This window comes from Reichenbachiella sp. MSK19-1, from assembly GCF_003590315.1.
Classification (GTDB): Bacteria; Bacteroidota; Bacteroidia; order Cytophagales; family Cyclobacteriaceae; genus Reichenbachiella; species Reichenbachiella agariperforans.
Genome location: NZ_MIER01000016.1, coordinates 578161 through 600144 on the forward strand (window position 1 = coordinate 578161; position 21984 = coordinate 600144).

Genomic DNA, 21984 nt, shown 5'->3' on the forward strand with positions numbered 1-21984 from the left:
TCTATTTTATCAAATGGAATATTGTTTTCTCAGAATATCGATGTTGATAGTTTGAGAAAAGCATATCTACATCAGCTAGACACAACTGTTGATTTCTCAGCCCAATCAAAGATTTACTATCAATTATCTGACACCTACACTTTCGAAAGTGATAGCCTACAAGAGTTCTATTTAAAAAAATCTTATCAGTCTGCTCTTAAGGGTAATAATGAGATACGAGAGATGTTAGCGGCCTCTCAGCTTTCATCTCTTAAACGATGGCAAGGAGCGTATGATTCCGCACTTTTCTTTTTAAATAAAGCCGAGACAATTGTTAATAGACAATCAGATGGCCTAAGAAAGACAAGAGCCTTGACTGGGATGATGAGTAATTATGGGAAAATATTTCAAGATATAGGTGATTATGAAAGGGCCATTCAGTACTTGCTAAAGGCGATTGATTATGCAGAAGATGAAAATCTAGGCTACAATAAAGCAATGGCAATGATGAATATTGGGAGCAATTATTTGGCAATGAACGATGATCAGGAGGCCGAAGAATATTTTCGAAGATCACTTCAATATGCAGATACTATCAATAATCTTCAATTGCAGTCATGGAATTATCAATATATCGGAACGATCTATGCTAAAAGAGAAATGCTTGACTCTACGCTCAATTACTATCGAAAGGCTATAAATATTTCCAAGGCTGATCCAACCTCCAGCTACCGAGAAGTACTTGTTCTTATCAGCGAAGTGTTTGTAGAAAAAGCCAGTTACGATAGTGCATTAACTTATCTCAATGAAGCAAAGCTTTACTATGATGGCACGAATAAAACCTTTCAAATCAAGTACCTCCTCTTGCTTTCAAAAATCAGCTACAACAGAGGCCAAATGATCACCGCAAAAAATCAAGCGAAACAGGCGTATTTACTTGCACAGAAAGACGAAAAGGCAAGAATCGAAATTCTAAGACATCAGGTAGATGTTTTTCGTAAGACAGGAGAATATGAAAAAGCCTTGAATAAGAAAGATGAATTGTCTGGTCTGAAAAATAAATTTCTGAACGAGGAGAAAATCAAAGCAATCAAAAACCTGGAGATAAAGTATGAGACCGAAAAATTAAAAGGAGAAAAAGCAGTAGCAGAAAACCAAATTAAGATAGCAGAAGCAGAAAGTGAAAAAAACAGATCCTTATTTATCGCATCTGTAATAGGCACTTTTTTGATCATCATCTCTGCTATGTTCTACTTCTCCAAACTCAAACAAGCCAAAAAAACGGAAATTATTGCACTTGAGTTGAGAGAATCACAGCAGAGACTTGCCTTAGAAAAACAATACAGAGATAGTGAGTTAAAGGCACTCAAAGCACAGATGAACCCGCACTTCATCTTTAATGTGCTCAATTCGATTCAGGAGTTTATCGTGCTCAACAAAAAGGACTTGGCAAGCGACTACTTGTCGATGTTTGCTGAGCTGATTCGGAGTTACCTGCATTTTAGTAACAGTGGCTCGATTAGCCTCAGAGACGAAGTAGACACGCTCGAAAAATACCTGAAGCTAGAGACACTGCGATTCGAAGATACATTTAGCTATGACTTGCAAGTAGATGAAGGGATTTACCCAGAAGAGTTTCAAATCCCTACGATGATTATTCAACCCTATGTAGAGAATGCCATCAAGCATGGCTTATTTCACAAGTCTGGTGATCGAAAACTGACGGTTGCATTTACAAAACCAGAAACGGACTTGATCCAGTGTATCATCACGGACAATGGCATAGGCAGAGCCAACGCCAAAAAGCGAAATGAAGCAAAAGGAAACACGCACAAGTCATTTGCCATGGAGGCTACTGCCAGCCGTTTGGAATTGTACAATGAGAAAAGTAAAAACAAAATTGGGATTGAGACTATAGACCTGATAGGAGAGGACCAAGAAGCCTTAGGCACCCAAGTCATATTGACCATTCCATTGATAGCATAACCATGATGAAAGCAATAATCATCGATGATGAACAGAAGGCAAGAAATCTCTTGCATGTCTTGATCGAAGAAAACTGTAAAAATATTACGGAGATCTATCAGGCGGATAATCTATTGTCAGGAGTCGAACTAATCAAGGCAGAACAGCCGCAGCTTGTGTTTTTGGATATAGAAATGCCAGGCAACTCTGGTTTAGAGATTTTGGACTTCATCGATAGAGAGGATTATCATTTTGAGATCATTTTCACGACAGCTTATAGCGAATATGCGATTCAAGCCATTCAGTTAACCGCTGTTGATTATTTGCTCAAACCGATCAGTGCCTCCAAAGTGAAAAATGCTGTCGAACGAGCCTTGACTTTTTTGGGTAAATCCAAAATAAATCAGCGCCTCGACGAGCTTAAAGAAGTATTTAAATCTCAGACGTTTAAAAAGATCGGGCTCCCAGTCAATGACGGGGTAGAATTTGTCGCGTTTGATGACATCATCATGCTAGAAGCTGATGGTATGTACACCAAAGTGTTCACGGCTGATGGTGAAATGCTGATCAGCAAGCCCCTCAAACATTTCGTAGAACTGCTACAAAATGTCAAGGTTTTTTACCGTCCTCACCGATCCTATTTGGTCAACCTCATGTTTATCAAAAAGTACGTCAAATCAGACGGAGGCTATATATTGATGGACAATGATCGATCCGTATCCATCTCCAAAGACCGCACCGACGAGTTCATGCAGTTGATGCAAAACATCTAGCTTTTTGGTTTAACAAGCAACTCACATGCTTTAGCAACTCAAACCCCTATTTCAGAAATTGTCATAAAAATCGAGGTAAAGTCAGCCATAGTTTTGAATAGATATTAATCAAAACACAAAACCATGAAACTATACCTTTCACTATTTTTTGTGCTCATTTTCGCTGCAGCGACGAACGCACAAAGTCCATTTTCAGAATACCTCTTTACAAATGGGGCTTTACAAAATACCGGTAGTACGGAAAATAGCCTCACCCAAACTGGGGATGCACTTATAGGAGCTGAAGACCGAGACGGTTTTGCCAACTCGGCGCTCTCACTTAATGGAGACATACTGCAAGAGCAAAGTGGAGTCAACCGCACCAATTTTTCAGTCAGTTTTTGGATCAAGACCAGTACCAATGACGCCAATCCAAGATATATCTTGGATCAGTGGGGAGGAAACCCTGGAGGAAAAGGCCCAATCGGCTACCGTGTCATTTTAGAAAACGGTGAGTTAAGCGCATTCGGGAAATTTTATGTGTACAATCAAAACATACACTTTGTCTCCAATAATATCAATACAGCAGGGGGCACCATTGCCGATGGGCAGTGGCACCATGTAGTGCTCACCATGTCTGCATGGTCACGTGCCACACTCAACGGCAACTTCCCCAATGTAAGTCATCGGCTGTATGTCGACAATGTGCTGCAACAGCTTACCACTGTAGAGATCCCAACTGCAGGAGGCACAGGCCGCACGGTGGATGCCGTTCCTTTGTCTATAGGAAATATTCAGGATCAAAGTGCGGAATTTAGCTATGAAGATCAAATAGATGACATTCGAATGTATAACAAGAAGCTAGAAGATGCTGAGATCGCTACCATCTATAACCAACGTACTTCTCTTGCCAAAATCTATGTAAAAAGTGATGCTGCTGGAAACAATGATGGCTCATCTTGGGCGGATGCATTTACTAGTTTGAAAGCAGCAACAGACTATGCCACTGCCTCTGGGGATACGATATGGGTCGCTCAAGGCACCTACAAAGCAGATGCTTCTGATCGGACCGCCAGTTTTGTGCTTCAAAAAGGCGTGAAGCTGTTTGGCGGTTTTGTTGGTACAGAAACGCAACTTTCAGAAAGAAACTGGAGAGCAAACCCAACAATATTGTCTGGAGACTTAAATGGAGATGATGACAATGACATCTCCTATACCAATGCGCTTAGAAGCGAAAACACCTATCGAATAGTCTATGTAGCGGGTGACAATACGCTGATTGATGGAGTCATCATCACAGGCGGTCAAGCCAATAATACAGCCAACAATGACTACAACAGAGGAGCTGCAATATTCAAAAGCTCGGATGCTAAAAACCTTACGATAAAAAACACCATCATTCGCAAAAATGTGTCCAACAGAGAAGGCAATATTCATGTGCTTTTTACCTCGCGTGCCGACAATACTTTGAGGGTTGAAAACTGTATCGTCAGCAACAATTTTGCACGTTATGGTGGTGGTTTTGCTGCTTCTGTGGAAAATGGTGCGACTTTGGATGCGAAAGTCTACAATTCTTTGTTCTTTGAGAATGTGGCAGGAGATGTAGCTAGTGGAGATGGCTTTGCTGGAAGTAGCTTGTACTTTGCGGCCAATGCTGGACAAATAGATGTAGCAGTGATCAACAGTACTTTTACTGACAATAAGGACTTGGGCACCAATACCTCCAACGACAAAGGGACGATAGTCATCAGAAGATTAAACAACGATGCAACATCAATAGCGCACGCGACACTTCACAACAATATCTTCTACAACAACCTGAGTTCGCCAGTGGTGGTGAATGAACAAGTTATTGGTTTTATGAACAGACCTACCAACAAGCTAAACAGCCTGACTTTCACGTATAACATTTCCAATCAAACGGATTTCAGTACCAAAGCAAATGCGCCTGTTGTTTCAGACAACATCAATCAAGACCCGTTATTTACGGATGCCATTTCTCAGGATTTCACCTTATTCACAGGTTCTCCGGCGATAGATGCAGGTAGCAATGACCAACTACCCGGCGATTTGTTTGGAGATCTGCAAGGAAATAAAAGAATCCATGCTGGGACCATAGATATGGGTGTTTATGAAAGTGGTTCTTCACCTAGGAACCTCGTAGCACCGACAGCCATTGCCCAGGATATCACGGTGGAGCTCGGAATCAACGGAGAAGTTACTGTAGCAGCTTCACAGGTCGACAATGGCTCTACTGATGACGATACAGCGGATAATGAATTGATTTTCAGTTTGGACAAAGCCATATTTACCTGTGAGGATTTGGGCGCTAATACAGTGACTTTGACGGTGAAAGATGCCAGCCGAAACATCGCGACCGCAGAGGCCATCGTCACGGTGACTTCCAATATCGATGATGAAGCTGTGACCATAGCAGAAGACACTGGTTGTGACGAAATGAGCACGACGGTCACAACAGGCAGTTCGGTCAGTGGTATTAATTATTTTCTAAGAAATAGTACGGACAACAGCATCGTAGAGGGACCAATTTTGGGAACAGGAGAATCTTTGGATTTCAATACTGGAACGGTCACTGGGAACACCACTTTCAATGTGTACGGTGAAGTGCCTCCTGTAAACAGTATATCGGGAGGATTGGATTTTGACGGCACCAATGATCGAGTCGCCACGACATATACCATGTCAACCACGAGCACATTCACGCTAGAAGCATGGATTTTTCCAAGAGGCACATCTTGGAGTAGACTGTTTTCCAACATGAACTATAGCAGTCTAGGGTCAACCGCAGGAGATTTTATTGTGGATACTTATGGGACTCCTGACAATGGTCGAAACGTACGATTTACTTTGGATGGTGAGGCCAGCGATATCCAATTGTACGCTCACCAATCCTTAACACTAAATGAGTGGAATCACATTGCCGTGACTTTTGACAATGGGGTGGCTAAAATATTGGTAAATGGTGCAGAAGTAGCCTCGGAGAATAACCCAACTGTCACTCGTATTCTTGGTAGCTCAAGACCTGTACACCTAGGCGTGAATGGCGGAGCAAGCCCAGTTAAGTACTTTGATGGAAAAATGGATGAATTCAGAATCTGGAATGTAGCCAAAACCGCAGCAGAGATTTCTGAGGAGATGGATAATTGTTTGCGAGGAACAGAAAGTGGACTGTCAGCTTATTTCAATTTTGAGGATGGAGAAGGAACGCAACTGACAGAAATAAAAGCAGGTAAGAATGGTACTTTAGTGAATTTCGATGAAGCAATGGCCTGGGCAGAAGGGCCAGAACTTTCGTGCGGAACAGGCTGTGGTTTCCAAATGACTGAGGAGGTGACTTTGACTGTAGGTGATGAAACAGCACCAACAGCAGTAGCGAAAGATATTACAGTAGGCCTCAATCCAAATGGTGAGGCTACTATTTCTGCCATCGACATCAACGATGGGTCTTCAGACAATTGCACAGCAGATGAAGACCTTGAGTTGAGCATAGACCAAACGTTGTTTGTCAGTTCAAATCTGGGCGAAAATACAGTGATACTCACCGTGACTGATGCAAGCGGCAATGAATCGACGGCAGAAACTACTGTCACGGTCACAGACAATCTGCTACCCACAGCGATCGCTCAAAATTTAACGATTCAACTAGATACTGACGGCCATGCTGCTATCACTCCAGCTCAAATCAACAATGGATCAAAAGACAACAGCACCGCCACAGGCGACTTGGTGTTGACTTTGAGTCATACGGCCTTCACTTGTGCTGACGTAGGATCTAATACGGTGACCTTGACTGTAGAAGATGCGTCTGGCAATCAATCAACTGCTACGGCTACTGTGACAGTTGAAGACAAGACATTGCCTACAGCAATCGCACAGGATTTTACAGCTCAACTCGATGGCACTGGAAATGTAGTAGTCAGTCCACTAGATGTCAACAATGGTTCAAGTGATAGCTGTACTGAATCAGAAAATCTCACCTTGGCTTTAGATCAAGCATATTTTGATTGCACACAACTAGGAGCGCACACCGTCACTTTGACGGTAGTAGATGAGTCTGGCAATCTAGCTACGACTACAGCCACAGTTACTGTGGAGGATAGTATGGCTCCAGTGATGGCGACTCAGGATATTACGGTTAATCTGTCAACAGATGGCACTGCCGTGATCACGCCTGCTGATGTAGACGATGCTTCTTCTGACAATTGCGGGGATGTCACTTTGAGTTTGGATGTCGACAGTTTTACCACTGCTAATGTAGGTGCAAATACCGTGACACTCACTGGTACGGATGCTCAAGGCAATGTTGCTACTGCTACTGCTGTAGTGACGGTGGTAGATCGCGCAGAGCAGACGATCATTATCACTGAGATAGAGGATAAATTGACGACTGATGACCCATTTAATGTGATCGCTAGTACCACGTCTGGATTGGATCTAACCTATGCAGTAGATGGCCCAGCGAGTATTGTTGGTTCTGAAATCACATTAGACGGCACAGCCGGCATGGTCACAGTGACCGTTTCTCAGGCTGGGAATGAAAACTATAAAGCAGCGAGTGAGCAAATCACTTTTGATGTCTCGGACCAACCCAAATCAGATCAAACGATCACGTTTGATTCGATCACCGACAAGGTGTTTGGAGATGAGGACTTTGCCGTCACTGCTACAGCTAGTTCGGGATTAGACGTGACCTACTCGGTCATTAGTGGTCCAGCGACTGTTACTGGCCATACCGTGTCTATTACAGGTGCAGGTACGGTTGAGCTGGCTGCCGATCAGCTTGGCGATGATCAGTTCAATGCAGCACCTCAGGTGACACAAAGTTTTACAGTAGCAAAATCAGATCAAACCATTACTGTGACGGCTATTGAAAACAAGTTGATAGGAGATTCGAATTTTGATGTGATAGCCAGTACGACTTCTTCTCTGGCACTGACCTATGAGGTGTCTGGTCCAGCTACCATTAGCGGTACGACGATCACTTTGGACGGTACGATAGGCGTGATCACGGTGACTGTTAGTCAGGCAGGCAATAACAATTTCAACGCTACGAGTGAGCAAACTACTTTCAATGTCTCAGATCCAGCCAAAACTAATCAGACCATCACGTTTGAGACCATTTCAGACAAGGTATTTGGAGATGCAGACTTTGATATAACTGCCACAGCTAGTTCGGGATTAGACGTGATCTACTCGGTTATTAGTGGTCCTGCGGTTGTAGCTGGCCGTACCGTTTCTATCACTGGTGCGGGTACGGTTGAGATTGCTGCTGATCAGTTGGGTAATGATCAATTCAATGCAGCATCTCAGGTGACACAAAGTTTCACTGTAGCGAAAGCAGATCAAACCATTACTGTGACAGCCATTGAAAACAAGCTAGTTGATGATTTGGATTTTGAGGTGATCGCGAATACGACTTCTTCTCTGGCATTGATCTATACAGTGTCTGGTCCAGCGACTATCAATGGTACGACGATCACTTTAGATGGTACGATAGGTGTAGTGACTATAACGGTTAGTCAGGCGGGGAATGACAATTATAATTCAGCAGAGACAGCCGTTAGTTTCGAGGTGACCGAGAAAGGAACGTCAGTATTAGCTGCAGAAAATGAGGTTTTTTTCCAGGTCTATCCTAACCCAGCAACGAGTACAATTAGTATAGAAGGGGTACAATCAGCAGATGTTAAGATTCAAATATTTGATGCAAGAGGGCAAGAGGTTTCGGTAGAAAAGTCTTTCGGATCTGATCAGATATCTATCCGTCATCTAGAATCGGGACTGTATTTCATGAAAATCACGGATCAAAATATTACCACAACAACAAAGCTGTTGGTCCGACGATAATAGTGGATTGATTAATGTAAGGTTAAAAGAGCAGCTCACGCTGCTCTTTTTTTGTCTTTTACTTTTGGATCATCCTCTCATGGCTCATTTAACTATCTTGCACGGATGAAAAAATTTGATGTGTTGTCCTTCTTGTTATCTAGACAGAAAAAGAGGCTTTTATTCCTAGGGATGTTGAGCTGTATTTCAACGATAAGTATGGGGCAAACGGGGTATGAACTGGCTCAATCCATGTTTGCAGCTGCTGAGTCGGTTACTAGTATGAAGTTCACAATGCAGAAAACCGAGCGCGTGGAAGGAGTACTCATTACACAAGTCAGTGCCACCAAGTTATCTGTAGCACCGTATAAGATTTATTCAAATCAACTGTCGCCAGACAAGGGATTAGAGGTACTTTACTGCGAAGGGCAAAACGATGGAAACGCACTGATCAACCCAGTCAGTTTTCCATGGGTGACTTTGAGACTAGACCCTATGGGTAGCTTGATGCGAAAAGGCCAACATCATACGATTCGTGATGGCGGATATACCTATGTGATGTCAATCTTAAAATTTTTGGTAGATAAATATGGAGAGGAATCCAAAACCATGATCTCCAAACTAGACCCAGTGGATTTTGGAGGGGTCGCTTGTGATGCCATAGAATTGAGCAATCCATATTTTCAATACCGTGAGCATACAGTCCAAAAATGGGAGACTTTGGCATCCATCGAGGATAGTTTGAAACTGAGCGGCTTTATGATCTTGGAGAAAAACAATCTGGATCAAAACTATGACGAAGTACAACCAGGAATGACGATTTCCGTCCCGACAGATTATTCCCCTCGCATGATTATCTACATAGATCAGACGACTCACCTGCCAGTCATGATGAAAATCTTCGATGACCAAGGGTTGTTTGAACTCTATGAGTACTTCGACATAGAACTCAACCCCACCTTTAACGAAGATGAGTTTTCTTCAGGTTTTGAAGCATACGGATTTTAATACAGCATTGACTTTTTACATATTTCTTCGGTACTGACCACCCACTTCGTATAGAGCTTCTGTGATTTGACCTAACGAACAGTGCTTGGTCGTTTCCATCAGCGCTTCGTAGATGTTGCCATTTTGGATGGCCACTTCTTGTAGTGCTTTTAGAGCCTGTGTTGCATGTTTTTCCTTATGCTGATGTAGCACAGAGAGCATACTGATTTGGTATTCTTTTTCTGTAGGTGTGGCACGAATCACTTCACCAGGCGTGACGGTTGGTGAGCCTTGGGATGACAAAAAAGTGTTCACCCCAATAATGGGGTATTCTCCAGAGTGCTTGAGATGTTCGTAGTGTAGGCTTTCTTCTTGAATCTTGCTGCGCTGGTACATGGTTTCCATTGCACCGAGGACACCACCTCGGTCTGTGATTTTGTCAAATTCTGCTAGGACAGCTTCTTCTACCAGATCAGTTAATTCTTCGATGATGAATGATCCTTGTAGCGGGTTTTCGTTTTTGGCCAATCCCAATTCCCGATTGATGATCAACTGTATCGCCATGGCGCGACGAACGGATGCTTCTGTCGGGGTGGTGATCGCCTCGTCATACGCATTGGTGTGCAGTGAGTTACAGTTGTCGTAGATCGCATAGAGTGCTTGCAACGTAGTACGGATATCGTTGAAATCGATCTCCTGCGCATGCAGAGATCGTCCACTGGTTTGGATGTGGTATTTCAGTTTTTGGGAGCGTTCATCCGCATTGTATTTTAGTTTCATGGCTTTCGCCCAAATGCGGCGTGCAACACGCCCGATCACGGCATACTCTGGATCTATCCCATTCGAGAAAAAGAAGGATAGGTTCGGAGCAAAATCATTGATATCCATGCCGCGAGACACATAGTATTCTACGAATGTGAAACCATTGGAAAGTGTGAGTGCTAGCTGTGTGATCGGGTTGGCACCCGCCTCAGCAATGTGGTAGCCGGAGATAGATACGGAGTAGAAGTTGCGGATTTTCTGATCGATAAAGTACTGCTGTACATCGCCCATTACTCGTAAGGAAAACTCTGTAGAGAAAATACAGGTGTTCTGCGCTTGGTCTTCCTTGAGGATGTCGGCTTGGACGGTGCCTCGGATTTTGTTGAGCGTCTCAGATTTGATCTGTGCATAGATATCCGTAGGCAGCACCTCATCACCTGTCACACCCAGTAGCATCAGTCCCAGACCGTCATTTCCTTGAGGTAGTTCGCCTTGGTAGTGTGGACGAATATGTCCTTGGTAGAGCTGGTCGATTTTTGCTTCGACTTCTGAGGCCAGACCATTGGCATGGATGTACCGTTCGCACTGTTGATCGATAGCCGCGTTCATGAAAAAGGCACATATCGTCGCAGCGGGACCATTGATGGTCATCGATACGGAGGTCGTAGGAGCTGTCAGATCAAAACCTGAGTACAGCTTTTTTGCATCATCTAGACAGCAGATGTTGACGCCAGAGTTACCGATCTTGCCGTAGATGTCGGGTCGTACTGCAGGGTCTGCTCCGTACAAGGTCACCGAATCAAAGGCTGTAGACAACCGAGCGGCTGGTAGTCCCATCGATACATAATGAAACCGTCGGTTGGTGCGCTCTGGACCTCCCTCTCCAGCAAACATTCTCGTAGGGTCTTCTCCCTGTCGTTTGAACGGGAATACGCCCGCTGTAAAAGGGAATTCTCCTGGGACATTTTCTTGCAGCGACCATTTGAGGATGTCGCCCCACGCTTCGTATCGGGGAAGTGAAACTTTGGGAATTTTGCTATGAGAAAGTGTGCTGGTTTTGGTCTCTACTTTTATCTCTTTTCTACGGACGTGGTAGGTGTATTGGTCTGCTGCGTAGTTGGCTTTTTTGTCAGACCATTCGTTGATGATTTTTTGGTTTTTCGGATCAAAATCTAACGCTGTTTTATCGTAGAGTTTGTCTAGCTCAGCGTGTAGTGATTCGTCACTCAGTGCTTTGGTATTGGTGATACTGTATAGGTTCTGGGCAATTGTACTTTGTCTGATAGCCCACTGATCATAGTCGCGAATACTGTCCGATATCTCGGAGAGGTAGCGTACACGTTTTGGTGGGATGATGTAGATTTTCTCGGAACTCCCTTGTGCGAGTTTTATGTGGGGTTCGAAACTCGATGAATTTTTCGTAGTTAGCTGTTGCATAATACAGCCATATAGGGCATTCATGCCCGGGTCATTAAACTGTGAAGCGATCGTCCCAAACACAGGTAATTGCTCCACGGATGTGTCCCATAGTTGATGGTTGCGCTGGTATTGTTTTTTGACGTCTCGAAGTGCGTCGAGTGCTCCACGCTTGTCAAACTTGTTGAGCGCGATGATGTCTGCAAAATCCAACATGTCGATCTTTTCCAACTGGGTAGCGGCACCATATTCTGGTGTCATGACATAGAGGGAGAGGTCGGAGTGATCTGTGATCTCTGTGTCAGACTGCCCGATACCACTTGTCTCTAGGACTATCAGATCATATCCAGCGACCTTGACGATGTTTACAGCTTCTTGTACATGTTTGGAGAGCGCAAGGTTGGACTGTCGAGTAGCGAGCGATCGCATATAGACCCGAGGGTTGTCGATAGCGTTCATCCGAATGCGATCTCCGAGGAGTGCACCACCTGTCTTTCGTTTGGACGGATCTACAGAGATGATCGCAATGGTTTTGTCTTCAAAATCCATCAGGTATCTTCTGACCAACTCGTCTACTAGAGAGGATTTTCCAGCACCACCAGTTCCTGTGATTCCTAGTATGGGTGTCGTCTTTTTAGCTGCTAGTGTGTTTATGTTTTGGATAAGGTCTTTTGATTGGATTGGGTAGTTTTCTACTGTAGTGATTAGGCGGCTAATCGGAAGTATGTTTCTTGAAGAGAGCTGATCAAGCGGTATGTTTTCTTTTTCTCCGATAGGGAAATCACAGGCAGAGATCATGTCGTTGATCATGCCTTGTAGCCCCATAGATCGACCATCGTCGGGACTGTAGATGCGACTAATCCCGTGGGCATGTAGTGCTTCGGTCTCAGCGGGAAGTATGGTGCCCCCTCCTCCTCCGAATATTTTGATTTCGGGTCTCCCTTTTTCGATTAGCAAGTCATACATGTATTTGAAATATTCGACGTGCCCACCTTGGTAGGAGGTGATGGCGATAGCTTGTACATCTTCTTGGATAGCGCAGTTGACGATTTCATCTACAGATCGGTTGTGGCCGAGGTGTATGACCTCAACCCCTGTACCCTGAATGATCCGACGCATGATATTGATGGCGGCATCATGGCCATCGAAAAGAGAGGCAGCAGTTACAATTCGAATGTGATTTTGTGGGGTATATACCTGTGGTATCTGATCTGGCATAGTCTTCATCATAGTTTTGCCAAAAGTAGAGAAAATAAAATTTTCGCTACTTTGTTCTTCCTTCCTAGAAGCTGTGTAAAGCCAATTAAGACATTGGTTCGCTGAAAAAACAGTGATAGTATATTTTTCGGGATGTTGAGGGTGAGAATTTTCGCTGAATGATTAGATGTAGCGCGTTAATTTGAAGGAGGTCTTGAAATCCTCATCACCACGCATAATTTTTAGTGTGATTTTTCTTCCTTCTTTGCTGCGCAGCATGGCTGTAGCACCTGATAGTCTCAGATCCTCAAAGCTGAATCCATTGATGGATTGGATGATATCTCCTGGTTTGACCCCTGCCAAGTAAGCGGGAGAATTGTAACGCACGGAGTTTACTCGGTATTGGTCAAAATCATCTGTTCCAGCTGCAATTAGTGTCATGCCACTCATGTCGTACTCAAAAGCACGGGAGTGGCCATTGCCTTTTTTGATATAGAGCGTGCCAGAGAAGTAATCGAACACCACATTGAACCGGTTGATAAACTCGCTCCCGACAGTACCTTGTCTACTACCTCTTTTCACACCACTTCCATAAGAACCTTCTTTTGGGAAGGATACAATTGGGTTTTCAAACTCAAACTTGTTGAACTCTATGCTTTTGACACGCCCCAGTTTCCCCTCTATTTCTCCTCCTAGTCCTCGACCTATGATGGAGGAAATATTAGAGGTGGGTAATATGCTTCTGTCGTCGGGATTGTCGATGAGAAGGGAGTGACTGGCTCCTGTATCTACCATTAGGCTCATTTCGTTGGTTTGCCCACGGTTGTTAGTCACAGTTACATCGACGTACGGTTTAGTGTTGTAGACGCGCATGTCGACTTTCTTATATCTTCTTCTTGGTTTGTATTTTTTTGGCTCATGTAGGACGATGTAACGGTCGTCATAGTTGATTTCGACAATGAACCGACTAAAGATGTCATACCCGATGATTCCATAAACATCTACTCCCATGGTCTCTCGGAGATTGAGGTGGTCTTGTTCCATGACCAACATCGCTTGGTTCATTCCAGATCGGACACCTCCCGGTAATTCTAAGTCTACATCTAGGGCGACACGAGCAGTGATCGAGTCATTTTCTCCTGGTCCTTGGATGATGATCCTACGGCTATACGTGAGACCGATCAAATCGGCTAGTGCCTTTTCGGTGAGGATGGGGTACTGTACTCCAGTATCTAATATGAAATTAGCCCTGATGAAATTGTTGATAGTGATAGGGATGACGATCAGGTTGTTATGCAGCTCGAAATCTATTCGAACTCGCTTGGCATGGTCAGGGAGATCAAAACCGACGTGCTGACATAGTGCACCATCATAAGGAATAATCCCCATGACTAATATGATGCCTATAGTCAATACTCTTTTCATCTGATCCCTTTTGAACACTAAACGATCTAGTGCGTGTCATTCCCTATTAATATACGAATAAAATCGCTCATTTTTATTACTGATAGTTGATAATCAGTAGTATAGTAAGCGATGAGACGACTTGTCACGATAGTTCTAGAGATATCAGGTGGTTATTTTTACTTTTGCATCAAACACATGCATCATGCTAAGAAGACCAAGAAGAAACAGGAAATCGGCTGTAATCCGAGGAATGATAGAGGAGACACGCTTGTCCACCAAAGATTTTATGTACCCACTATTTTTGTTGGAAGGAAAGAATAAAAAAGTCGAAGTAGATTCTATGCCTGGTATCTATCGATTTTCACAGGATAACATGCGAGCGGAGATCGAACAGTGTTTAGAACTGGGCGTGAGGTCGTTCGATATTTTTCCCGTGGTGGCGGAGAAATACAAGGACAAGGAAGCTACATATAGCTATGACCCTGATTTTTTCTATCTCAAAGCTCTCCGAGAGTTAAAGGAAGAGTTTCCTGAGGCTTGCATCATGACGGATGTTGCTATGGATCCTTATTCTGTGGATGGCCATGATGGGTTGGTCGATGAGGATGGTAAGATATTAAATGATGAGAGCCTTGAAATATTAGGATCAATGGCACTAGCACAGGCAGAGACTGGTATTGACATCATCGGTCCTTCTGATATGATGGATGGCAGAGTAGAGTTTATCAGAGAAGTGTTGGACGAGAGTGGGTATGAAGATACGTCTATTATGTCCTATAGTGCCAAATATGCGAGTGCTTTTTATGGGCCATTTAGAGACGCCTTGGATTCTGCACCTAAATTTGGAGATAAGAAGACTTATCAAATGGACCCTGCTAATTTGAGAGAAGCGATGATAGAAGCCGAGCTCGATGAGGAAGAAGGAGCAGATTTTTTGATGGTGAAGCCCGCTTTGGCCTATTTGGATGTGATTAAACTTCTCCGAGACAATTTTGATGTACCGATAGCGGCCTACAATGTGTCTGGAGAATATGCGATGGTTAAAGCTGCAGCACAAAAGGGCTGGATAGATGGTGAGCGTGCCATGATGGAGTCACTGCTAAGTATCAAACGAGCAGGCGCCAAAGTGATTCTAACCTACTTTGCGAAAGAGGCTGCTCAGATTCTGAAGGGATAAAAAAAGCACTTCCTGTGGGGGAAGTGCTAGTTACATTCATACAACCTGATATTCATCATAGCTGGGGATCTCGTAGGTGGCTGGTTGAAAGCCTGTCCAAGAGGACCGTCATCTAAGCTGGTTGAAGCGTTGATGACAAGGCAAGTATAACAGGGATAATTGAGCCTAAATATTTAATTCGATTGATGGAGTTAAAGTGTCGACCATTGAAGGGATTCTATAGGTGGTTCTACGAGTAGGGTTGTAGGACTGATCGATGACGAAAATTGGGAGATAAAAGCGGAGAGGAGTGAGTCCTTGAAAAAAAGCCTAAATGAATTCGAAAATATCGCTTCTACGCAGTGAATTAAGGAATCTCAAACGGGAAATAAGTTTTTGTCTAAAGGCTGCGGTGATGCCATCAAAGCTGTCTAGGATTACAAAATTCTGAGACTGATTGCTGTTTTTGATGATGGCTAAGTAAGTCTGCCTATCGCCAAATTGATATTCTTTCTCTGCTGGATTGTACCAGATGTATTCAGTTTTCATTCAGGTGGTGTGGGATCGTCTATACAATAATAATCAAATCAGTTTCAATATTGAAGGATTCTATCAGATCACGGTGGAATATTAAGCGGGGACTTCTGTTGGTTTTTTTGACCAAAGCCAAGAGACCGCAGCCCCGGATAGCAAATGCCATACACCCCACCATGCTGCGATAAAGGCCATACCGCCTAACCCGTTGAAGTAATCAAAGATGATGACGAGTGCAAGTCCTGAATTTTGGATACCTGTTTCTATGGTGACAGAGCGTCTATCTTGTTGATCCAACTTAGCAGCGGTGGCAGAAAAGAAACCTATGCACAGCGCCATGAGATTGTGTGCAAAGACAATGAAGAGGATATAATGTATGTACTCTAGGAAGTAGCCAAAGTTGGCTTTGAGCGCAAATACGACAAAACTACCGAACAATACGATCGACAAACGTTTAATGGGTTTGTATATCTTTTGGGTTGTGTTGGGGAGTTTATGTCTAAAGGTCATTCCGGCAATTAGCGGTATGACTAGTATCGTAATCATGTTGAGGATGACGTCCCAGATGTTAAGGTGCACTTTTTCGATGATCTGAGCGGTGGGTTCATAGAAGCTAGACCATATTGAAAAATTAAGAGGTGTAACGAGGAAAGAAAGCGATGAGGTAATGGCCGTCAGGCTAACCGATAGTGCAACATTTGCCTTAGAAATGGAACTGTAGAAGTTGGATACATTACCTCCAGGACATGAAGAGACGAGCATCATGCCTAGTGCGATACTAGGAGCAGGCTCGATCAAGAGTACCATCAGAAAAGTAAAAAAAGGCAGCAAAATTAGCTGTGAAGCCAGACCGACAAGAATAGGCTTAGGCGCTTTGAATAGTAGCTTGAAGCTCTCCAATTTCAACTCCAGCGCTACACCAAACATGATGATGGCTATACATGCATTGAGCAAAAGAAGGGAGTCCTTGCTAAAGTTCAAGACAACATGATCCAACGTTTCTTCCATATATCAGCGATAGTCAGCGCGCAATATATGCGATTTAAGAAGATTATTTGTTCAAAAGCTTAGCGTAATTAACATCCGATCTGATCACTGAGAGTGCCTCCATGATGTTCTCGTCACTATTTAGTGTAGCCTCTAATACGCCTTGGTTATAGTAGTATCGACGGATGATTTCTAATTCAAGTCTTCTTTTGATTTCCTTTCTAAAATGCGTCTGCCCGTTGGCTTTGAGTCGGGAGACCTCTTCGCTGATCGTGTTGATCTCTTCGGTCAGCTGTTTGTACACCTTGTCTTCGTCAGCTGCCACGCTGAGTAGCTTGATGGCGTGCTCTATCTCGGAGCTGTTCTCGAATTCTTGTCTGTCTACCCACTGTGAGAATTCGCTGTACTCCTGATCTGAAAGCTGAAAAGCAGTAGGCTCTACGATGCTGTCATGACGGTAGTAGTAGCGAGTAGCATAGTCGAATAACAATCCACTTTTGATTAAGTTTTCGGTGTAGGCAGATACTTTGGTCATGGGTACTTTTACATCTGGGTCTACGCCTCCCCCATCATATACGATGCGGTTGTTGGTAGTAAAGAATGCCTCCTTGAGTGAATCTGGGATTTCTTGCGCTTGCCCATCAGCGTTTTTGTGGAGGTAATCTAGCGCTTGAATGCACCGTCCACTGGGGATGTAATACTTGGCAGTGGTCACTTTGAGTTGAGAGTTATAGGACAAAGGTCGAGTCACTTGGACGAGCCCTTTTCCGAAGGACTTTTGTCCGATAATCACACCCCTATCATAGTCTTGGATGACCCCAGACACGATTTCTGAAGCGGATGCGCTCCCTCCATCGATGATGACGGCTATAGGAATCTCTAAATCTAATGCTTCATTTTGACCAGTGTAGGACATGCTTTGCGCTTGCGTTTTGCCACGTGTCTCGACTATGACCGACCCTTTGGGGACGAACATGTTGCAGATCGCTACTGCTTCGTTTAGCAATCCACCAGGGTTACCTCTTAGGTCAAAGATCAGGAACTCTGCCCCAGCTGATTTTAACTGCGTGACAGCATTCTGGACATCTTCGGAGGCACTGCGCGTAAACTCTGTAAGTTTAAAATAACCTACGTTTTCGTCTAAAATGGTCTGGTAGGCTATGTTTGGGATGGTGATTTTTTTGCGCTTCACGACCATTTCTATGTAGTCTTTCTTGTTTCGTTCTACGCCGATGAGTAGCTCTGTGCCAGACTGGCCTTTGATGAGTTTGCCTACTTCGTCATCATTCATGCCTTTGATGGATCTGCCGTCGATCATTACGATCTCGTCACCTATTTTGATACCTGCCTCCTGTGCTGGAGATTCTTTGTAGAGGTTTAGTACGAGGTGCCGGTTGTTGATATTATTGGACATGATGCCGATCCCGCCATACTGCCCAGTGGCATTGGTACGAAAATCTTCTATATCATCTTCTGGGATGTAAACCGTATATGGATCCAGCTTTTTGAGCATGGCATCTATGCTGGTTTTGATGAGGGTGTTCGGATTGATCTCGTCTACATAGTAGGTGTTGACTTCTGTATAGAGGGCAGCAAAGATGTCGATGTTTTTGGCAAGCTCGAAGTAGCGATCGTCATTAGAGAATGACCAAAGCCCTACTGCGAGTAGCGGTAACATTAATAAAAGAATGATTTTTTTTCGCATGATTTAGAACCTTTCGGACTAGAATAGAAACAAAAATATCACATTATTTTTTAGTCCATCCCATTCTACAAAAATCTACAAATAGGATTCTTGGATTAGTTAACTAATAATTTCGATTTTAGTTTTATATTCAAGCAAATAGTTGATTTAGGACTCGATTTTGACTGACTGGGTAATTCGCCAGTCTGTTAGATATAGATGAGTTGTATCAGCTATTTTTGATACTAACTATACTTAACTACTTCTTCATGTCTAATATTGTTTTTCAGAGATCAACGTATATCATGGTTGCTGTCTTTTCACTGATTTTGGTGACTTGGCTGTTGACCGATTTGTATTTTTATACCCAAGAGCGGGAAAAAGAAAGTGTAAAAATTGGTTTTGAATCCAATGAGCAGATCACACATTCGCTTGATTCAGTACTCAGACAGGTAGCCGAGGTGACGCATGGTATCAAAGGACTGTTAGAGACCTATGATCTGACCAAGGATCAACTCGTCGAAGTGATCGAGGGTGAGAGTAGAGCGTTTGAATTCATTCTCGGGATTACCGTTGCCTACGAACCGTATCAGTTCAGCGACTCTATCCCGTTGTATGCGCCATACTATGACAAACGTCAAAATACGCTCATCGATATAGCGGATGTGTATGACTATACTGATTCGACTTTGTCCACAGCACAGTGGTACACGAAGGTGGTCGAGTTAGACTCGGGACTTTGGTCAGAGCCTTATTTTGCACAGGGAGCACAACAGATCGTATCGGATTTTGGCGTGCCGATGTATGGCGTTAGGGATGGAGAGCAGGTGATTGTCGGGACGGTGACTTTGACGATTGCTCTGGAAAGTTTAAACAAGGCATTGAATTCCATTTCGATTGGAAACACAGGCTATTCATTTTTAGCATCTACGAAAGGAACAATCATCGCTCACCCTACGCCGAAGTACATTCTCAATGTGAGTCTTCAGGACATGGGCGAAGTATTTGATATCCCGAAACTTTCGCCTACTATCCTAGAGCAGGATAGTGGGTATTTGGAGTACAAGAGTTTGTATACCGAGACGGATTCTTACTTGTTTTTCGAGACGCTACCTACTAGTGGTTGGAAGTGCATGGTTGTATTTGCTACGAATGACTTGTTGGGTAGTCCTGTCAAGTTGGGTAACAAGATCGTTAACATTAGTCTGGCGGGATCCTTTTTGGTGTTGATGTGGCTGGCAGTATTTATTAGGATTTCGCGGAGCTCTAATCAGAAATTTTGGATCATATCGACGATTACATCCGTGTTGATACTAATCAATATAGCCGTGGTCTGGTATCTCAATATCAAAATGGGCTATGCAGCAGATGATAACAGCTCTGTCAAGGTTATGAATCAAACGGAGTTGTTTAGATATGTGCTCGATGAGAATACCCGTATGATGCAGCTAGGCTATGATCCCTACATGACTATCAGTACAGGGATATTCGTGGAGGAGATTGCGATACGTGACTCTTATAGCTTGAGTGTAAAAGGTCGTGTATGGCAAAAATGGCCCATTGGTCTGGATGAGGAGTTCGAGCCTGATTTTGCTTTTGTACAGGAGTCACCGATCTGGGGGACTCGAAAGGAGTTGATCTCGAAGACTACCAATGAAGAAACAGGTGAAAATTATTACCTCTGGCAGTTTAGTGCCACTATCAAACTGGCGCTGAAGTATTCTAAGTACCCCTTTGACTCGAGAGATATCAATATAGAACTGGCGTACCCAGATTTTCAGTCTAAAATATGGCTGACACCTGATTTAGAAGGTTATAAGGTGCTGAACCCATCGGCTTTTCCTGGGATCAATCGTGACATTTACTTCCCCAAAGCAGTATTGGAATCTACCTTCTTTTCGTTTGAGCGGCTCAACTATCAGACCTCTTTTGGCAACCCCGTTTTCAAAGGAGATGATGAGTATCCTGTGATGGAGTTCAATGTCAGCTTAAAGCGTCGTTTTCTCAATGCTTTTGTGATCAATATCATTCCGATTTTCGTCGTGGCATCTATGATTTTCTTGATCTTCTACAGTAACTCCAAACGAAAGGATAGCAATACAGGTGTAAGTATGATGGGCGTAGTGCAGAGTTGTGCAGGGTTCTTTTTCGTGCTGCTGGTGGCACACATCGATCTTCGCCGAAGACTTTCTACTCCAGAGATATCCTATATGGAGACTTTCTATTTTACGATGTACATCATGATAGGTCTATTGGCGGTCAACGTGGTGGCATTTGCCAAAGCAAAGGATACTAATCTGCTGGCCTATGAAGACAACCTCATCGTAAAACTTGCCTATTGGCCGCTACTCTTAGGGTCATGGCTCATTATCACACTGGCGACATTTTACAATTGATTGTCTTATTAAAGGGTTCTATTTCAACAGTTAGGGGAGTTTTACGCCACAGTGTAGGCAGTAATTGGAGCGCTGGGGCAGGTCTTTTGTTTTGCAGTTTGGGCAACTTCCTGAGTTTCGGCTGAGCTCTGTTCTCATGATTTCGTTGGTCACTATACCTGTAGGTACGGCGAGTATGGCATACCCAATGATCATCAGCGCAGAGGCGAGTGTCTGTCCTAGCCATGTGCCGGGAGCAAGGTCACCATACCCTACAGTCGTGATGGTCACGATAGCCCAGTAGATGCTTTTGGGGATACTGGTGAATCCATTTTCTCCTCCTTCGATCGTATAGATCATCGTCCCGATGATCACGACCAAACAAAGTACCGTGCCAAGAAAAACAATGATCTTGTGACGACTGCTCCACAGGGCATTGCCGAGTTGTTCGGCGCCTCCCATAAAGTGTGTCAGTTTGAGGATTCTAAACACACGAATCAGACGGATCGAACGAATCACAGAGAGCGCATGCGTCCCGTCAATAAATAGTCCGAGATAGGTAGGAATGAGCGAGAGCAGGTCGATGATCCCCATAAAGCTAAACACATACTTGAGCGGGTTTGGAGAGGACACCAGTCTTGCGATGTATTCTAGAGAAAAGAGAATGGTGAATATCCACTCTAGTATGTTGAGGACGAGCAGGTACTCTTGCTTGATCTGAGGGACACTGCCTAACATGACCTCCATGACACTGGCCAGAATTACGACCAATAAGATGACATCAAATAGCTTTCCGGCTGTGGTTTCATAGCCGAAAATGACTTCATGTATTTTCTGTTGCCATTTTTTTAGATGTGTGACGTCTCTTTTCATAGGAGTAAAGTTGAGCCAAATCTAGGAAGAAAGGTTGTAGCATAAAAAAATGATGCCGCACATGGC

The 21984-nt window shown here is 43.7% G+C and carries 12 protein-coding genes; 6 read left to right on the forward strand and 6 right to left on the reverse strand.

The features are described 5' to 3' along the window. The first annotated feature begins 51 nt into the window (after nucleotides 1-51). The 4 genes from BGP76_RS15105 to BGP76_RS15120 all read left to right on the forward strand — a co-directional run bounded on the left by BGP76_RS15105 (nucleotide 52) and on the right by BGP76_RS15120 (nucleotide 9548). A complete protein-coding gene (locus tag BGP76_RS15105; protein WP_158584290.1) occupies nucleotides 52-1965 on the forward strand; it encodes a histidine kinase in 1914 nt (637 codons plus the stop codon). A gap of 2 nt (nucleotides 1966-1967) precedes the next feature. Beyond that, nucleotides 1968-2717, forward strand: a complete 750-nt coding sequence (locus BGP76_RS15110) for a LytTR family DNA-binding domain-containing protein (RefSeq protein WP_216011865.1) — start codon at nucleotides 1968-1970, stop codon at nucleotides 2715-2717. A gap of 123 nt (nucleotides 2718-2840) precedes the next feature. After that, nucleotides 2841-8561: a LamG-like jellyroll fold domain-containing protein gene (locus BGP76_RS15115; protein WP_119845305.1), complete on the forward strand. Its 5721-nt coding sequence runs from the start codon at nucleotides 2841-2843 to the stop codon at nucleotides 8559-8561. Between the two features lie 105 nt (nucleotides 8562-8666). Further along, nucleotides 8667-9548, forward strand: coding sequence for a DUF1571 domain-containing protein (locus BGP76_RS15120; RefSeq protein WP_119845306.1), 882 nt, complete (start codon nucleotides 8667-8669; stop codon nucleotides 9546-9548). A gap of 15 nt (nucleotides 9549-9563) precedes the next feature. Here the strand turns inward: BGP76_RS15120 and BGP76_RS15125 are convergent, their stop codons facing one another. Together BGP76_RS15125 and BGP76_RS15130 are read right to left on the reverse strand one after the other, a co-directional pair. Next, nucleotides 9564-12935, reverse strand: coding sequence for a methylmalonyl-CoA mutase family protein (locus tag BGP76_RS15125; protein ID WP_255416144.1), 3372 nt, complete (start codon nucleotides 12933-12935; stop codon nucleotides 9564-9566). A 150-nt stretch (nucleotides 12936-13085) separates the two neighbouring features. Then, complete coding sequence (locus tag BGP76_RS15130; protein ID WP_119845307.1) at nucleotides 13086-14327, reverse strand: aspartyl protease family protein; 1242 nt, start codon at nucleotides 14325-14327, stop codon at nucleotides 13086-13088. Between the two features lie 184 nt (nucleotides 14328-14511). Between BGP76_RS15130 and hemB the strand changes: the two genes are divergently transcribed. Next, a complete protein-coding gene (gene hemB / locus BGP76_RS15135; protein ID WP_119845308.1) occupies nucleotides 14512-15486 on the forward strand; it encodes a porphobilinogen synthase in 975 nt (324 codons plus the stop codon). A 309-nt stretch (nucleotides 15487-15795) separates the two neighbouring features. Here the strand turns inward: hemB and BGP76_RS15140 are convergent, their stop codons facing one another. The 3 genes from BGP76_RS15140 to BGP76_RS15150 all read right to left on the reverse strand — a co-directional run bounded on the left by BGP76_RS15140 (nucleotide 15796) and on the right by BGP76_RS15150 (nucleotide 18691). Further along, on the reverse strand, nucleotides 15796-16014 hold the full coding sequence (locus BGP76_RS15140; protein ID WP_073121318.1) for a hypothetical protein: 219 nt from the start codon (nucleotides 16012-16014) through the stop codon (nucleotides 15796-15798). A gap of 81 nt (nucleotides 16015-16095) precedes the next feature. Beyond that, nucleotides 16096-17007, reverse strand: a complete 912-nt coding sequence (locus BGP76_RS15145; protein ID WP_073121316.1) for a bile acid:sodium symporter family protein — start codon at nucleotides 17005-17007, stop codon at nucleotides 16096-16098. Nucleotides 17008-17050: 43 nt separating this feature from the next. Next, nucleotides 17051-18691: a S41 family peptidase gene (locus tag BGP76_RS15150; RefSeq protein WP_119845309.1), complete on the reverse strand. Its 1641-nt coding sequence runs from the start codon at nucleotides 18689-18691 to the stop codon at nucleotides 17051-17053. A 248-nt stretch (nucleotides 18692-18939) separates the two neighbouring features. On the opposite strand from BGP76_RS15150, the gene BGP76_RS15155 reads away from it, so the two are divergent. Beyond that, nucleotides 18940-21066 (forward strand): cache domain-containing protein, encoded by a 2127-nt coding sequence (locus BGP76_RS15155; RefSeq protein WP_119845310.1) that lies wholly within the window; start codon nucleotides 18940-18942, stop codon nucleotides 21064-21066. Between the two features lie 30 nt (nucleotides 21067-21096). Here the strand turns inward: BGP76_RS15155 and BGP76_RS15160 are convergent, their stop codons facing one another. Beyond that, complete coding sequence (locus tag BGP76_RS15160; RefSeq protein ID WP_073121311.1) at nucleotides 21097-21918, reverse strand: ion transporter; 822 nt, start codon at nucleotides 21916-21918, stop codon at nucleotides 21097-21099. Between the last annotated feature and the right edge of the window lie 66 nt (nucleotides 21919-21984).

Bases quoted from the DNA above. Each gene is read 5' to 3' on its own strand.
- BGP76_RS15145 (WP_073121316.1), bottom strand. From the start codon at position 17,007: ATGGAAGAAACGTTGGATCATGTTGTCTTGAACTTTAGCAAGGACTCC.
- BGP76_RS15115 (WP_119845305.1), top strand. From the start codon at position 2,841: ATGAAACTATACCTTTCACTATTTTTTGTGCTCATTTTCGCTGCAGCG.
- hemB (WP_119845308.1), top strand. From the start codon at position 14,512: ATGCTAAGAAGACCAAGAAGAAACAGGAAATCGGCTGTAATCCGAGGA.
- BGP76_RS15155 (WP_119845310.1), top strand. From the start codon at position 18,940: ATGTCTAATATTGTTTTTCAGAGATCAACGTATATCATGGTTGCTGTC.
- BGP76_RS15150 (WP_119845309.1), bottom strand. From the start codon at position 18,691: ATGCGAAAAAAAATCATTCTTTTATTAATGTTACCGCTACTCGCAGTA.
- BGP76_RS15140 (WP_073121318.1), bottom strand. From the start codon at position 16,014: ATGAAAACTGAATACATCTGGTACAATCCAGCAGAGAAAGAATATCAA.
- BGP76_RS15110 (WP_216011865.1), top strand. From the start codon at position 1,968: ATGATGAAAGCAATAATCATCGATGATGAACAGAAGGCAAGAAATCTC.
- BGP76_RS15130 (WP_119845307.1), bottom strand. From the start codon at position 14,327: ATGAAAAGAGTATTGACTATAGGCATCATATTAGTCATGGGGATTATT.
- BGP76_RS15120 (WP_119845306.1), top strand. From the start codon at position 8,667: ATGAAAAAATTTGATGTGTTGTCCTTCTTGTTATCTAGACAGAAAAAG.
- BGP76_RS15125 (WP_255416144.1), bottom strand. From the start codon at position 12,935: ATGATGAAGACTATGCCAGATCAGATACCACAGGTATATACCCCACAA.
- BGP76_RS15160 (WP_073121311.1), bottom strand. From the start codon at position 21,918: ATGAAAAGAGACGTCACACATCTAAAAAAATGGCAACAGAAAATACAT.